The 13,776-nt window shown below is 68.4% G+C and carries 13 protein-coding genes; 8 read left to right on the forward strand and 5 right to left on the reverse strand.

What is annotated here, in order from left to right:
• Window position 1: 1 nt before the first annotated feature.
• The 4 genes from V5F66_RS19775 to V5F66_RS19790 all read right to left on the reverse strand — a co-directional run bounded on the left by V5F66_RS19775 (window position 2) and on the right by V5F66_RS19790 (window position 4,549).
• Complete coding sequence (locus tag V5F66_RS19775; RefSeq protein ID WP_138401611.1) at window positions 2-295, reverse strand: sarcosine oxidase subunit delta; 294 nt, start codon at window positions 293-295, stop codon at window positions 2-4.
• Between the two features lie 11 nt (window positions 296-306).
• Window positions 307-1,560, reverse strand: coding sequence for a sarcosine oxidase subunit beta family protein (locus tag V5F66_RS19780; protein ID WP_394094556.1), 1,254 nt, complete (start codon window positions 1,558-1,560; stop codon window positions 307-309).
• Window positions 1,561-1,884: 324 nt separating this feature from the next.
• On the reverse strand, window positions 1,885-3,159 hold the full coding sequence (glyA, locus tag V5F66_RS19785; protein ID WP_394094557.1) for a serine hydroxymethyltransferase: 1,275 nt from the start codon (window positions 3,157-3,159) through the stop codon (window positions 1,885-1,887).
• 43 nt (window positions 3,160-3,202) lie between these two features.
• A complete protein-coding gene (locus V5F66_RS19790) occupies window positions 3,203-4,549 on the reverse strand; it encodes an L-serine ammonia-lyase (protein ID WP_394094558.1) in 1,347 nt (448 codons plus the stop codon).
• Between the two features lie 229 nt (window positions 4,550-4,778).
• On the opposite strand from V5F66_RS19790, the gene V5F66_RS19795 reads away from it, so the two are divergent.
• The 8 genes from V5F66_RS19795 (at window position 4,779) to V5F66_RS19830 (ending at window position 12,167) form a co-directional block, all read left to right on the forward strand.
• The gene (locus V5F66_RS19795; protein WP_394001922.1) at window positions 4,779-5,867 is read left to right on the forward strand and encodes a GlxA family transcriptional regulator; all 1,089 of its coding nucleotides are present in this window, start codon (window positions 4,779-4,781) and stop codon (window positions 5,865-5,867) included.
• Window positions 5,868-5,906: 39 nt separating this feature from the next.
• Window positions 5,907-6,230 (forward strand): putative quinol monooxygenase, encoded by a 324-nt coding sequence (locus V5F66_RS19800; RefSeq protein WP_012112892.1) that lies wholly within the window; start codon window positions 5,907-5,909, stop codon window positions 6,228-6,230.
• A 148-nt stretch (window positions 6,231-6,378) separates the two neighbouring features.
• Window positions 6,379-6,738 (forward strand): ArsR/SmtB family transcription factor, encoded by a 360-nt coding sequence (locus V5F66_RS19805; RefSeq protein WP_012112893.1) that lies wholly within the window; start codon window positions 6,379-6,381, stop codon window positions 6,736-6,738.
• Window positions 6,731-7,300: an arsenate reductase ArsC gene (locus V5F66_RS19810; protein ID WP_394094559.1), complete on the forward strand. Its 570-nt coding sequence runs from the start codon at window positions 6,731-6,733 to the stop codon at window positions 7,298-7,300. Before V5F66_RS19805 ends, V5F66_RS19810 begins: the two co-directional genes overlap by 8 nt.
• 8 nt (window positions 7,301-7,308) lie before the next feature.
• Window positions 7,309-7,734 (forward strand): arsenate reductase (glutaredoxin), encoded by a 426-nt coding sequence (gene arsC, locus V5F66_RS19815; RefSeq protein ID WP_394094560.1) that lies wholly within the window; start codon window positions 7,309-7,311, stop codon window positions 7,732-7,734.
• A 23-nt stretch (window positions 7,735-7,757) separates the two neighbouring features.
• A complete protein-coding gene (gene arsB / locus V5F66_RS19820; protein WP_394094561.1) occupies window positions 7,758-8,813 on the forward strand; it encodes an ACR3 family arsenite efflux transporter in 1,056 nt (351 codons plus the stop codon).
• The gene (gene arsH, locus V5F66_RS19825) at window positions 8,810-9,532 is read left to right on the forward strand and encodes an arsenical resistance protein ArsH (RefSeq protein ID WP_394094562.1); all 723 of its coding nucleotides are present in this window, start codon (window positions 8,810-8,812) and stop codon (window positions 9,530-9,532) included. The genes arsB and arsH overlap by 4 nt, the downstream gene beginning before the upstream one ends.
• Before the next feature lie 379 nt (window positions 9,533-9,911).
• Window positions 9,912-12,167 carry a fibronectin type III domain-containing protein gene (locus V5F66_RS19830; RefSeq protein ID WP_394094563.1) on the forward strand — a complete coding sequence of 752 codons (2,256 nt, stop codon included), beginning with the start codon at window positions 9,912-9,914 and terminating at the stop codon, window positions 12,165-12,167.
• 162 nt (window positions 12,168-12,329) lie between these two features.
• Here the strand turns inward: V5F66_RS19830 and V5F66_RS19835 are convergent, their stop codons facing one another.
• The gene (locus V5F66_RS19835) at window positions 12,330-13,706 is read right to left on the reverse strand and encodes an NAD(P)H-dependent oxidoreductase (protein ID WP_394094564.1); all 1,377 of its coding nucleotides are present in this window, start codon (window positions 13,704-13,706) and stop codon (window positions 12,330-12,332) included.
• Between the last annotated feature and the right edge of the window lie 70 nt (window positions 13,707-13,776).

Genomic DNA, 13,776 nt, shown 5'->3' on the forward strand with positions numbered 1-13,776 from the left:
CTCACTTGCCTCCTTCAGTTGGGAGCGCAGGGCGCGGCTGGCCCATCTCGTAGCTGGCGAGGAAGCTGTCGCTCACGGTGTTGCGCAGGGCGTTGAACCAGCGGCCGCAACCGTGGGAATGCAGCCAGCGTTCCGCATGCACGCCCTTGTTGCTGGTGCGCACGAAGAGATACTCGGCCCACTGGGCGTCATCGAGGGCATTGGGGTCGGCCGGGCGGGCGATATGGGCCTCGCCGCCGCAGTGGAATTCCACCTCGGGGCGCGGTCCGCAATAGGGGCAGGGAACGAGGAGCATGGTGCGAATCCTCAATGGGCAACGGCCGCCGCCGCTGCCTCGTCGATGAGGCGGCCGGTGCGGAAGCGGTCGAGGGTGAAGGGGGCGTTGATGGGGTGGGGCTCGTCGCGGGCGATGGTGTGGGCGAACACATGGGCCGAGCCCGGCGTCGCCTTGAAGCCGCCGGTGCCCCAGCCGCAATTCACATAGAGCCCCTTCACCGGCGTCTTGCCGACGATGGGCGAGCGATCCGGCGTCACATCCACGATGCCGCCCCACGAGCGCAGCATCTTCATGCGGGTGAATTGCGGGAACAGCTCGCAGATGGCGTCCAGCGTGTGGGTGGTGATGTGCAGGCCGCCCTGCTGGCTGTACGACACATACTGGTCGGTGCCCGCGCCGATCACGAGTTCGCCCTTGTCGGACTGGGAGATGTAGGCGTGCACCGCGTTGGACATGAGCACGCAGGGAAAGCACGGCTTAACCGGCTCGGACACCAGCGCCTGCAGCGGGAAGCTTTCCAGCGGCATGCGCACCCCGGCCATGCCCATCACCATGGAGGTGTGGCCGGCCACCGAGACGCCGATCTTCTTTGTCTTGATGGCGCCGCGGGAGGTTTCCACCCCCGTCACCGCGCCATCCGGGCCGCGGGTGATCGCGGTGACCTCGCAATTCTGGATGATGTCCACGCCCAGCGCATCGGCGCCGCGGGCATAGCCCCACACCACCGCATCATGCCGCGCCGTGCCGCCGCGCCGCTGCAGCGCCGCGCCCATCACCGGATAGCGGATGTCCGGGGAGATGTTCAGCGGCGGGCAGAACTCCTTGGCCTGTTCCGGCGTCATCCACTCGTTGTCGATGCCGTTGAGCCGGTTGGAATAGACGTGGCGTTTGAAGCTCTGCACGTCGTGCACGTTGTGCGCCAGCATCAGCACGCCGCGCTGGGAGAACATGACGTTGTAGTTCAGCTCCTGGGACAGTCCTTCCCACAGCTTCACCGCGTGCTCGAACAGTGCTGCGCTTTCGTCATACAGGTAATTGGAGCGGATGATGGTGGTGTTGCGTCCGGCATTGCCGCCGCCGATCCAGCCCTTTTCAAGCACCGCGATGTTGGTGAGGCCGTGTTCCTTGGCGAGATAATAGGCGGCGCCCAGCCCATGGCCGCCACCGCCGATGATGATGGCATCATAGGCGGCCTTCGGCGTAGGGTTGCGCCACTGGCGCTCCCAGCCCTGGTGGCCGTTGAGGGCTTCGGTAAGCAGCGAGGAAATGGAAAAGCGGCGCATGGGCCTCACGTCCTTGTTCTTGAGCCAGGATGCGCCCGGCCGGGGCGGCGTTCTCGTTCAAATGCGACCGGATTCTGGAATGGATGCGACGGGGGTGGGGAGGCGGCTGGGGCCGAGGCACACGGCGAACACCTCAACCACCCGTCATGGTCGGGCTCGTCCCGGCCATCCACGCCGTTCCGCCTGCGCGCCGTTCGACATTTTGCGCCCTGCCGTGCCGCGTGGATGCCCGGCACAGGGCCGGGCATGACGGCGGTTCAAGGGGGTAGCGGCGCTCCTGTCCTCCCTCCGCTCACGCTTTAGTCGGCAGGGACACGGGCCCCCTCACATCCCCGCATAGAGCGGGAAGCGGGCGCACAGCTCGGCCACCCTGGCGCGGGTCGCCACCTCCGCCTTGCCGTTGGCCTCGGCGCCATTGGCCGCAAGGCCGGTGAGCACGTCGGCGATGAGGTCGCCCACCTCTTCGAACTCGGCGATGCCGAAGCCGCGCGTGGTGCCGGCCGGGGTGCCGAGGCGGATGCCCGAGGTCACGAACGGCTTTTCCGGATCGAACGGGATGCCGTTCTTGTTGCAGGTGAGGCCGGCTCGCTCGAGACCGGCTTCCGCCGCCTTGCCGGTGACGCCGAAGGGCCGCAGGTCCACCAGCACCATGTGGCTGTCGGTGCCTCCCGAGACGATGGCCGCCCCGCGCTCGGACAGCCGGCCGGCCAGCGCCCGCGCGTTGGAGACCACCTTGAGCGCATAGGTGCGGAAATCGTCGGTGAGCGCCTCGCCGAAGGCCACCGCCTTGGCCGCGATCACATGCATCAGCGGGCCGCCCTGGAGGCCGGGGAAGACCGCTGAATTCAGCTTCTTCGCCAGCGCCTCGTCATTGGTGAGGATGAGGCCGCCGCGCGGGCCGCGCAGGGTCTTGTGGGTGGTGGTCGTCACCACGTGGGCATGGGGGAAGGGGGAAGGATAGGCCCCCGCCACGATGAGCCCGGCATAGTGGGCCGCATCCACCATCAGGTGCGCGCCCACCGCATCGGCGATCGCGCGGAAGCGGGCGAAATCGATGATGCGCGGATAGGACGAGCCGCCGGCGATGATGAGCTTGGGCCTGTGCTCCTGCGCCAGGCGCTCCACCTCGTCATAGTCGATGAGGGCGGTGTCGCGGGTGACGCCATAGCCGATGGCCTTGAACCACTTGCCGGAGAGCGTGGGCGGCGCGCCGTGGGTCAGGTGCCCGCCCGCCGCCAGCGACATGCCGAGCAGGGTGTCGCCGGGCTGGAGCAGGGCCATCAGCACCGCGGCATTGGCCTGCGCGCCCGAGTGGGGCTGCACATTGGCGAAGCCGGCGCCGAACAGCGCCTTGGCGCGGGCGATGGCGATCTCCTCCACCACGTCCACATGCTCGCAGCCGCCGTAGTAGCGCTTGCCCGGCAGGCCCTCGGCATACTTGTTGGTGAGCACCGAGCCCTGCGCCGCCAGCACCGCCTCGGACACGATGTTCTCCGAGGCGATCAGCTCGATCTGGTCCTGCTGGCGCTTCAGCTCGGCGCGGATGGCGTCGAACACGGCGGGGTCGGCGGCGTGGGTGGGGGCAACGTGAAGGGTCATGGGCGTTGGTCCTTCTGGAAGGGGTGGGGATGGGCGGGGCGGCTCAGCATTCCGGCACGTTGACCGCGAGGCCGCCCTGCGAGGTTTCCTTGTATTTGGACTGCATGTCGGCGCCGGTCTGGCGCATGGTCTCGATCACCTGGTCCAGGGAGACGTGGTGGATGCCGTCGCCGCGCAGGGCCAGCGAGGCCGCCGCGATGGCCTTGTTGGCGCCGAAGGCGTTGCGCTCGATGCACGGGATCTGCACCAGCCCGCCGATGGGGTCGCAGGTCATGCCGAGGTGATGTTCCATGGCGATCTCGGCGGCGTTCTCGATCTGCGCCGGGCTTGCCCCCAGCACTGCCGCGAGTCCCGCCGCCGCCATGGAGGCGGCCGAGCCCACCTCGCCCTGGCAGCCCACCTCGGCGCCGGAAATGGAGGCGTTGCGCTTGATGAGCGCGCCCACCGCCGCTGCGGTCAAAAGGAAGTCCCGCAACTGGGCGTGGCTGGTGTCGGGGCAGATGTCGCGCACATAGCGCAGCACCGCCGGCACGATGCCCGCCGCCCCGTTGGTGGGGGCGGTGACGATGCGCCCGCCGGCGGCATTCTCCTCGTTCACCGCCATGGCGAACACCGAGACCCAGTCCATGATCTCATGGGGCGGGCGCTGGTTGGCGAGCCGATCGGCCTGAAGCTGTTCGTGGATGGCCTTGGCGCGCCGCTTCACCCGCAGCCGGCCGGGCAGGGCGCCGTCGCGGGCGAGGCCCCGGTCGATGGAGGCGAACATGGCGTCCAGAATGGCATCCAGCCCCCGCTCCACGTCTTCGCGCGGGCGCAGGGCGCATTCGTTGGCCATCTGCAGATCGGCGATGGAGAGTTGCGCGCGGGCGCAGGCGGAGAGCAGCTCCGCCGCCGTGGCGAAGGGGTGGGGTACGTCCTGCGCCGGCGCCTCGCGGGTCTCACCCTCCTCCACCACGAAGCCACCGCCGATGGAATAGAACACACGTTCTTCGAGGGTCGCGCCGTCTTCTCCAAATGCGCGGAAGCGCATGCCGTTGGAGTGGAGCGGCAGCAGGGTGGCGAAGTCGAAGATCAGGTCGCGCTCGGTATCGAAGGCGATGCGCGCGCCGCCGGCCTCGATGAATTTCTGGATGGCGAGGCGCGCGGAGAGCACCGGCACCTCGTCCGGGTCCAGCGTATCCGGCGCGGCGCCCATGAGGCCGAGGCAGATGGCGGTGTCGGAGCCATGGCCCTTGCCGGTCCAGGCCAGCGATCCGAACAGCTCCGCCGTGACGCGCCGCGTGCCCTGCGGCAGCCCCTCGCGAAACCGCCGCGCCGCCACCATGGGCCCCACCGTGTGCGACGAGGACGGCCCGATGCCAATCTTGAAGAGGTCGAACACGCTGATCATCCGTTGCCTCTGGTTTGAAGGTGGGGCGCGCTGGAACCCTCTCCCGCTCGCGGGACAGGACGGGTGGAGGAAGCGGCGCTCTTCACTCGGCGCCGGAGTGGGTGGCGCGGACCGGCCACTCCCCACCCGCCCGCCCGGTCTTGACCTGCCCCCGGACGGGGCCGATGCTGTGATACTGCCTGCCGCAAGCGCCTTGATCTCGGCGTGGTGCGACCCCTGTCTGGAACAGATGCGACATTCGCCGCCCTCCCGAACGCCGCCGGGCGCCCGGCACCCGAGCGCCAAGCTGCGGGTGGGCTTCGTGCTGATGCACAATTTCACCCTCACCGCGTTTTCGAGCTTCGTGGATGTGCTGCGCCTCGCCGCCGACGAGGGCGACCGCTCGCGCCCCATCGGCTGTTCGTGGCAGGTGATGAGCCCCGGCCGGCGCCCAGCGCGCTCGTCCTGCGGCATCGACATCCAGCCCACCGCCGACCTCGGTGATCCGGGCGATTTCGACTACATCGTGGTGGTAGGCGGCCTGCTGCACGGCATGCCGCCGTTGCCGGCCGCGGTGGCCAGCTGGCTCCAGCGCGCGGCCAAGGCAAACGTGCCGCTGGTGGGGGTCTGCACCGGCTCGTTCGTGCTGTGCCGGCTGGGGCTGATGGCGCAGCGCAAGTGCTGCGTCAGCTGGTACCACTACCGCGATTTCCTGGAGGAATTTCCCACCCTCGTGCCGGTGGCCGACCAGCTGTTCGTGGTGGACGGCGACCGCATCACCTGCTCCGGCGGGGCGGGGGTGGCGGACCTCGCGGCGCAACTGGTCACCCAGCATCTGGGATCGGCGGTGGCGCAGAAGGCGCTGAACATCCTGCTCATCGACCGCCCGCGCACGGCCGACAGCGCCCAGCCGGCGCCGGGCCTTGGGCAAGGCAGTCCGGGCGAGGGGCGGCCTGGGGATGGCGGCATCGAGGATGCCCGCGTCTCCCGCGCGCTGCTGCTGATGGAGCAGAACCTTGCCGAGCCCCTGCCCATCGCCGCGCTGGCCGATGCGCTGGCGGTGAGCCCGCGCCAGCTGGAGCGGCTGTTCGCCGAGCGGCTGGGCGAAAGCCCGCAGGAGAGCTATCTGGCGCTGCGCCTGCGCCATGCCCGCTGGATGCTGGCCAACACCCCGTTTTCCGCCGCGCGCATCGCCGCCGACCTGGGCTTCGCCGACGGTTCCCATTTCGGCCGGGCGTTCAAGGCCCGCTTCGGCGAGACCCCCGCCGCCTTCCGCCGCGCCACCGCCCGCCCCGCCCGCCGATCAGCCCCGGCGGAGGAGACGCGGGTGTTCGATTAGAGACCCCCGGCCACACCGGGAGCAACATGGGGAGACGACATGAGCACGACCGAGTTGAGCACGACCAAGGCGCCTTTCGTGGTGATCGCGGAGTTCGATGTGGAGCCCGCCCACCTCGCCGATTTCCTCGCCGTCGCGCGCGATGATGCCGCCCATTCGGTGGTCGACGAGCCCGGCTGCCAGCAGTTCGAGGTGACCGTGCTGGAAGGGTCGTCCACCGTGGTGTTCTTTGAGGTTTACGACGACCGCGCGGCGTTCGACGCCCATCTGGAGACGCCCCACCTCGCCCGTTTCCGCGATGCCTTCCAGGCCCTGATCCGCTCCGAGCCGACGGTGCGCTTCGGCGCCCTGCGCAGCGTGTAGGGCGCCGAAGCGCTTCGCCTTAAGGCTCGCCGTCGTCCCCCGGGACGCGGCGGTCGCTCCGTCCCGCCTCGCCGACGCTTTTCCACCAGGGGGGCTTGTCAACGCCATCCACTTTGATCAATATCTCAATCTGTATTGAGGTGTTGAGATGGATGAACCCCACGCCCTGGCCGCCTTCGCCGCCCTGTCCCAGGAGACGCGGCTGCGCATCGTGCGGTTGCTGGTGGAAGCCGGGCCGGAAGGCCTAGCCGCCGGCGCCATCGGCGCGGCGATGGATGGGGCCTCGTCCTCGCGCATGTCGTTTCACCTGAGCCACCTGGAACAGGCGGGGCTGGTGGCGTCGCGGCGCGAGGGGCGCTCCATCCTCTACAGCGCGGTCTATCCCACCCTGTCGGGGCTGATCGCCTTCCTCATGCGCGACTGCTGCCAGGGCCACCCCGAGGTGTGCGCCCCCGCCGTCGCCGCCTTGTCCTGCGCCTGCGAACCCACCGGGGACACCCATGCCTGATGCAAAATGCTCTGATGCAACTCTGCCTGGCGCCGCCACCGGGCACGTTTTCAACGTGCTGTTCCTGTGCACCGGCAATTCCGCGCGCTCGATCCTCGCCGAGAGCATCCTGAACAAGGACGGCGCGGGCCGCTTCCGGGCCTTTTCGGCCGGCAGCCAGCCGAAGGGCGAGGTGAACCCCTATGCCCTGAAGGTGCTCAGCGCCCTCGACTATCCCGCCGAGGGCTTCCGCTCCAAGAACTGGGCGGAGTTCGCGGCCCCCGACGCGCCGGTGATGGATTTCGTCTTCACCGTCTGCGACGCCGCCGCCGGCGAGACCTGCCCGCTCTGGCCCGGCCAGCCCATGACCGCCCATTGGGGCATTGAGGACCCCGCCGCGGTGGAGGGCACCGACATCCAGAAGGAGGCCGCCTTCGTCGCCGCCTTCCGCTATCTGAGGAACCGCATCTCGGTGTTCACGGCCCTGCCCATCGCCAAGCTCGACCGGCTCGCTCTGGGCGCGCAGCTGCGGGAGATCGGCCGGCTCGACGGTTCCACCCACCCCCGCCCGGATGTCGCGTGAGGCCCGCCATGGACGTGATCATCTACCACAACCCCGCCTGCGGCACCTCGCGCAACACCCTGGCCATGATCCGCAACGCGGGCATCGAGCCGCATGTCATAGAATACCTGAAGACACCGCCGTCGCGCACGCTGCTGGCCGAGCTGATCGCCCGCGCCGGCCTCACGGTGCGCGGCGCGCTGCGGGAGAAGGGCGCGCCCTATGCCGAGCTTGGCCTCGCCGATGAGGCGCTCTCCGACGATGCCCTGCTCGATGCCATGATGGCCCATCCCATCCTAATCAACCGGCCGCTGGTGGTGTCGCCCAAGGGCGTGCGCCTGTGCCGGCCGTCCGAGCTGGTGCTGGACCTGTTGCCGCCCCAGAAGGGCGCCTTCACCAAGGAAGACGGCGAGCGTGTAGTGGACGCCGCCGGCCAGCCCGTTGCCGCCGGCTGACGCACGGCAGAGAGATTTCAATCATGTCTATTTTTGAACGGTTCCTCACCGTCTGGGTCGGCCTGTGCATCATCGTGGGCATCGCGCTCGGCCATTTGGCGCCGGCCGCGTTCCAGGCCATCGCCGCCGTGGAGGTGGTCAAGGTCAACATCCCGGTGGCGGTGCTGATCTGGCTGATGATCGTACCCATGCTGCTGAAGATCGATTTTGCCGCCCTCGGCGAGGTGGGGCGCCACTGGCGCGGCATCGGCGTGACTCTGCTGGTGAACTGGGCGGTGAAGCCATTCTCCATGGCGCTTTTGGGCTGGTTGTTCATCGGCTGGCTGTTCCGCCCGCTGCTGCCCGCCGACCAGATCGACAGCTATATCGCCGGCCTCATCATCCTCGCCGCCGCGCCGTGTACCGCCATGGTGTTCGTGTGGTCGAACCTGACCCGCGGCGAGCCCCATTTCACCCTGTCACAGGTGGCGCTTAACGATGCCATCATGGTGGTGGCCTTCGCCCCCATCGTGGCGCTGCTGCTGGGGCTCTCGGCCATCACCGTGCCGTGGGGCACGCTGGTGCTCTCCGTGGTGCTCTATATCGTGGTGCCGGTGATCGTCTCCCAGCTGGTGCGCCGGCGGCTGCTGGCGCAGGGCGGGCCGCAGGCCCTCGAGGGCGTGCTTGCTAAGCTCGGCCCGGTCTCGCTGGTGGCGCTGCTCGCCACGTTGGTGCTGCTGTTCGGCTTCCAGGGCGAACAGATCATCGCCCAGCCGCTGGTGATCGCGCTCCTGGCGGTGCCGATCCTGATCCAGGTCTATTTCAACTCGGGCCTCGCCTACATCCTCAACCGCATCGCCGGCGAAGAGCATTGCGTGGCGGGGCCGTCCGCCCTCATCGGCGCGTCCAACTTCTTCGAGCTGGCGGTGGCGGCGGCCATCTCGCTGTTCGGCTTCCAGTCGGGGGCGGCGCTCGCCACCGTGGTGGGCGTGCTCATCGAGGTGCCGGTGATGCTGTCCGTGGTGTGGATCGTGAACCGCTCCAAGGACTGGTACGAGCGCGGCGGGCAGGCCGCCAAGCCGGCGCGCCAGACCCCATGACTGACGATACCCTGCCCAATGTGGACGCCCACGTCCTTCCCCTCCCGTCCGTGGATGCGCTGCTGCCGGCGGCGCCGTCCCGGCATCCGCCGCGCATCCTGCTGCTCTACGGCTCGCTGCGGGAGCGCTCCTACAGCCGCCTGCTGACGCTGGAGGCCGAGCGGCTGCTGCAGCATTTCGGCGCCGAGACCCGCATCTTCGATCCCCACGATCTGCCGCTGCCGGACGGAGCGCCGGTGGAGCATCCCAAGGTGCAGGAACTGCGCGAGCTTTCCCTGTGGTCCGAGGGACAGGTGTGGTGCAGCCCGGAGCGGCATGGCGCCATGAGCGCGGTGATGAAGGCGCAGATCGACTGGATCCCGCTTGCCATCGGCGCCATCCGGCCCACCCAGGGCCGCACCCTGGCGCTGATGCAGGTGTGCGGCGGCTCCCAGTCCTTCAATGCCGTCAACCAGATGCGCATCCTGGGACGCTGGATGCGCATGCTGACCATCCCCAACCAGTCCTCGGTGGCGAAAGCCTACGCGGAGTTCGACGCCGCCGGCCGCATGAACCCCTCCCCCTACTACGACCGCGTGGTGGACGTGATGGAGGAGCTGGTGAAGTTCACCCTGCTGACCCGCGACGTGGCGCCCTATCTCACCGACCGCTACAGCGAGCGCAAGGAAGCGGCCGAAGCGCTGGACGCCCGCCTCGCCCTCGACGCGGCGGTGCGGTGACGGGGCAGGGCGGATCCTCTCAAGGGCCCCTCCGCTGAACCGGCTTCCCGGACCGGCGCGTTTCAAGATCTTGTCGGGTCCGCTCCGGACGAGATCAGGCTCTGCCGCGGACGCGGGGCGTGATCCACCGTCATGCCGGTGCGCTGAACGGTCGTGGCCGCCCTTATCCAGACTATTGGCCAGCAAAGCACTGGTCTTCGCGCCCGCCGGGCCGACCGGGGATGCCGCAGCGATCTGAGTTGCCCGAAAACACTATTTCGCAAATTGCGAATACAGGACTTATTATGGCGTGCGGAGATGAGCTGCACAGCTTTCCCTTGCGGTCGCGTTCGCCATGTGCACCCTATCGGGCAGTGTTCCCGACGGGGCGGACGGCGACATGGCAACGCGAACAATCACATGGGCATGGGGCGCGCAGGAGGTCGTCAGCTTCGACCCCGCCACGGATGTCCTTGATTTCGGCTGGCTGAACGCCAGCGATTTCACCATCACCGAAGTCAACGGCTCGGTGGTCATCGCGCTGCCGGCCAATGCGCACAGCTACACCCTCGAAGGGGTCAGCCTCTCCGACCTGTCGCTGGCGAACATCAGCGCGTTCGATGCCTCGGTGTTCGCGCAATGGAGCGCCGCCATCGCGGCCGACGGCGCCACCACGCCCGTGGCCGGCACCCTCTTCGCGCTCTCCGCCGTGCGCGACACCGACACGGTGCTGAGCTTCAACCCCGCCGCGGACAAGCTGGATTTCAGCGGCCTGTCTGCGTCCGATTTCTCCATCGCCGAGGTCAACGGTTCGGTGGTGATCTACCTTTCGGCCGAGCGCCAGACCTACATCCTCGATGGTGTGACGCTCTCCCAGCTTTCCCTGTCCAGCATCGCCAGCCAGGATGCCGCCGTGCTCGCCGAATGGAGCCAGGCGCTGGCGAGCCCGGCGGGCAGCAGTGCCGCGCCAACGTCCGGCGGCGGTGAGGCCGTCACCACGACCCTCGGCTGGAACTGGAACACGCAGACCGTGCTGGCCTTCGATCCCACCCGGGACAAGATCGATTTCGGCTGGCTGACGCCGCAGGACTTCTCCGTCGTCGAGCTGAACGGCTCCGTCGTGATCCTGATGCCCGGCGCGCAGCAGAGCTATACGCTGGAGGGCGTGACCCTCGCCGAGCTGTCGGCGGCGAACATCACCGCGCGCAGCGCCGTGGTGCTTGAGGAATGGGCGACGCTCCTGTCCGGCGCGAGCGGATCGGGGGGCGGATCGGGCGGCGGGTCGGGCAGCACTCTTCCCGTCATCGAGGCGTCGGCCTGGATCGATGCCAAGGCCTATGTGGCTGGCGATCTGGTGAGCGTCGGCCACCTCGTCTACCAGGCCAATTGGTGGACGCTGGGCACCGATCCCACAAGCGACCACGGCGCCGTGGGCACGGGCCATGTGTGGAGCGTCGTCGGCTATGCCGATCTCACGCCGGTGGCCCCCGACGCGCCGGACGGCCTGCACCGTTTGACCACCACCGAGACCTCCGCGACCCTCACCTGGGACGCGGCGGAGGTGTCGGGCGTGGGCACGGTGACAGGCTATGCCATCTATCGCGACGGCGAGCTGGTGGGCACCACCACCGACCTGAGCTTCAAGGTCTCGGGCCTTGCGGCGGACACCACCTATCATTTCTCCGTGGTGGCCGTGGACGAGGCCGGCACATCGCCCGCCGCCACCCCCATCACGGTGACCACCGACGCCCCCGGCACCGATGCTGCCGACCAGCAGCATTTCTCGCCCTATTTCGAGATGTGGCTGCCCTCCAGCCAGAACCTGGTCCAGACGGTGGAGGATGTGGGGCTCACTGCGGTCACCCTCGCCTTCGTGCTGGGCACGGGGCCGGACCAGATCGGCTGGGGCGGTCTCGGCTCCATCGACAACGACACCCTGGCCAACGGCACCACCATCTCCTCCATGGTGGCGGCGCTGCAGCAGAACGGGGTCGAGGTCACCATCTCCTTCGGCGGTGGCTATGGCCAGGAGCCGGCGCTGTCGTTCACCGATGCGGCGCAACTGACCGCCGCGTACCAGTCGGTGATGGACAAGTACAACGTCACCTCCCTCGACTTCGACATCGAGGCTGACGCGCTGACCAATACGGCGGCAAGCCACCTGCGCAACGAGGCCCTGGTGGCGCTGGAACAGGCCAACCCCGACCTCACCGTCTCCTTCACCCTGCCGGCGCTGCCCACGGGGCTGAACCAGGCCGGGCTGGACCTTTTGGCCCAGGCCAAGGCGGACGGGGTCGAGATCGACACCGTGAACATCATGGTGATGAATTACGGCGCCTATTACGACAGCGGCGACATGGGGAAGGATGCCATCGACGCCGCCGAGGCCACCATCGCGCAGCTGCACCAGCTGGGGCTCGACGCCAAGGTCGCGATCACCCCCATGATCGGCCAGAACGACGTTCCCGGCGAGGTCTTCACCCTAGACGATGCCCGCCAATTGCTGGATTACGCCGAGGGCAACGACCACATCGCCTATATCGCCATGTGGTCGCTGGGCCGCGACCATGGCGATGACGTGGGCCACCTGACTGAGACCAGCAGCGGCGTCGCCCAGCATGACTACGACTTCGCCAAGATCTTCTCCATGGTGTGAGCGCCTGTAGCTAACTTCAAAAGGGCATGACGCTGAGAATGCGCCTTCGAGGGCTCGCGCCGCGCAACTGGCCAAGCTTTCAAACGGGCTCTGAGCGCCGCCCTTATTGATATCCAGGCATGACGGGGCGTTGGCAGAGCGCACCGCGATCTGCCGGCAGCCTCACGCGGCAGCGGGGGCCTTTTGGCTTGCACCGTCGGCGGCGCGGAACAGGTCTTCCATCTCGCGGCGCACCTTCACCGTCTGCTGGGTCTCGTCGAAGGCGACATCCGCCCAGCGCACCGGCTGGCCGCCGGCGACCGGGTTCTTCAGCACCACATTGTGGGCAAGGCCGATGGGCAGGCCGCCATGGGCCAGCGAGAGGCTGGCGGGCATGAGCTTGCCGTAGACCATGAAGCCGCCCTCGCCATCGAGCTTCTCGCCGGGCTTGAGGTCCCTTTTGGCGGTGGCGACCACATCGCCCCGGAAGCCCTGGGTGCTGCCGGTGGCCTCGCCCCGCAGCGCGGCGGAGGCGATGGAGATGCCCAGCTCAAGCCCGATCAGGTGATAGGGCTTGTACATGGTGGCGTAGCGCCCGGTGGAGTCGGTCTTCAGGCCATATTGGGCGAAGCACTGCTTCACATAGTCCGAGGGCGCCTCGAAGGTGGCGCAGACGCCCCACCTGAGATCCCGGAACACCGGGCGGCCGTCGCGCTCCAGCGAGGAGACCACTTCCACCGTGCCCTTGTGGGTGAGGATGCCGCCATCGGCGCGCGGGCGCAGGATGGTGGGCAGGTCATCCTTGCCGCAGGGCGGGAAGCTGAGGCCGTCAGCGGCCGGCTCCAGATCGCAGCCATTGGCCACCGCTGCCATTTCCAGCGCCGATTTGGTGCCGTCCAGAAAGGAGTTGAACATCTGGGCGTTGAAATCGCCCCCCGCCACCTCTTCCGGGCTGAAGCCGTAATGGCCCCACACCGTCTCTGGCGTCGACTGGTGGTAGGCGGGCAAATACTTCGTACCCTTGCCGGCGCAGATCACCTCAAGGCCGGCGGTGCGGGCCCAGTCCACGATCTCGGCGATGAGGGCGGGCTGGTCGCCATAGGCGAAGGAATAGACGATGCCGGCCGCCGCCGCATGCCGGGCCAGCAGCGGGCCGGCGAGGGCGTCGGCCTCCACGTTCACCATCACGATGTGGCGGCCATGCTTGCAGCACAGCAAAGCGTGGCGGATGCCGGCGCCCGGATTGCCGGTGGCCTCGACGATGACATCCATGCCGCCGGTGGCGATCAGCGCCTCGGCATCGTCGGTGATGAAGGTGCTGCCGCTGGCCATGGCCTCCGCGAACGAGCGCGCGGCGTAGCGCTCCGCCGGCCAGTCCACGCGGGCGCAGGAGGCTCGGGCGCGGTTCACGTCGAGATCGGCGATACCCACGATGTGGAGGCCGGGGGTGCGCGGCCCCTGGGACAGGAACATGGAGCCGAACTTGCCGGCGCCGATGACGCCGACCCGGACCGGCCTGCCGGCGGCGGCGCGTGCCTTGAGCTTGGCATAGAGATTCATGGCTTTCTCCCGTGTCGTTGGCATCGCGGTCTTTGGGCCGCGCGATCCGTCGCACAGGTGTAAGGCGGGG

The sequence above is a fragment of the Xanthobacter versatilis genome (assembly GCF_043193975.1).
Classification (GTDB): domain Bacteria; phylum Pseudomonadota; class Alphaproteobacteria; order Rhizobiales; family Xanthobacteraceae; genus Xanthobacter; species Xanthobacter autotrophicus_E.

Bases quoted from the DNA above. Each gene is read 5' to 3' on its own strand.
- V5F66_RS19775 (WP_138401611.1), bottom strand. From the start codon at position 295: ATGCTCCTCGTTCCCTGCCCCTATTGCGGACCGCGCCCCGAGGTGGAA.
- V5F66_RS19780 (WP_394094556.1), bottom strand. From the start codon at position 1,560: ATGCGCCGCTTTTCCATTTCCTCGCTGCTTACCGAAGCCCTCAACGGC.
- glyA (WP_394094557.1), bottom strand. From the start codon at position 3,159: ATGACCCTTCACGTTGCCCCCACCCACGCCGCCGACCCCGCCGTGTTC.
- V5F66_RS19790 (WP_394094558.1), bottom strand. From the start codon at position 4,549: ATGATCAGCGTGTTCGACCTCTTCAAGATTGGCATCGGGCCGTCCTCG.
- V5F66_RS19795 (WP_394001922.1), top strand. From the start codon at position 4,779: ATGCGACATTCGCCGCCCTCCCGAACGCCGCCGGGCGCCCGGCACCCG.
- V5F66_RS19800 (WP_012112892.1), top strand. From the start codon at position 5,907: ATGAGCACGACCGAGTTGAGCACGACCAAGGCGCCTTTCGTGGTGATC.
- V5F66_RS19805 (WP_012112893.1), top strand. From the start codon at position 6,379: ATGGATGAACCCCACGCCCTGGCCGCCTTCGCCGCCCTGTCCCAGGAG.
- V5F66_RS19810 (WP_394094559.1), top strand. From the start codon at position 6,731: ATGCCTGATGCAAAATGCTCTGATGCAACTCTGCCTGGCGCCGCCACC.
- arsC (WP_394094560.1), top strand. From the start codon at position 7,309: ATGGACGTGATCATCTACCACAACCCCGCCTGCGGCACCTCGCGCAAC.
- arsB (WP_394094561.1), top strand. From the start codon at position 7,758: ATGTCTATTTTTGAACGGTTCCTCACCGTCTGGGTCGGCCTGTGCATC.
- arsH (WP_394094562.1), top strand. From the start codon at position 8,810: ATGACTGACGATACCCTGCCCAATGTGGACGCCCACGTCCTTCCCCTC.
- V5F66_RS19830 (WP_394094563.1), top strand. From the start codon at position 9,912: ATGGCAACGCGAACAATCACATGGGCATGGGGCGCGCAGGAGGTCGTC.
- V5F66_RS19835 (WP_394094564.1), bottom strand. From the start codon at position 13,706: ATGAATCTCTATGCCAAGCTCAAGGCACGCGCCGCCGCCGGCAGGCCG.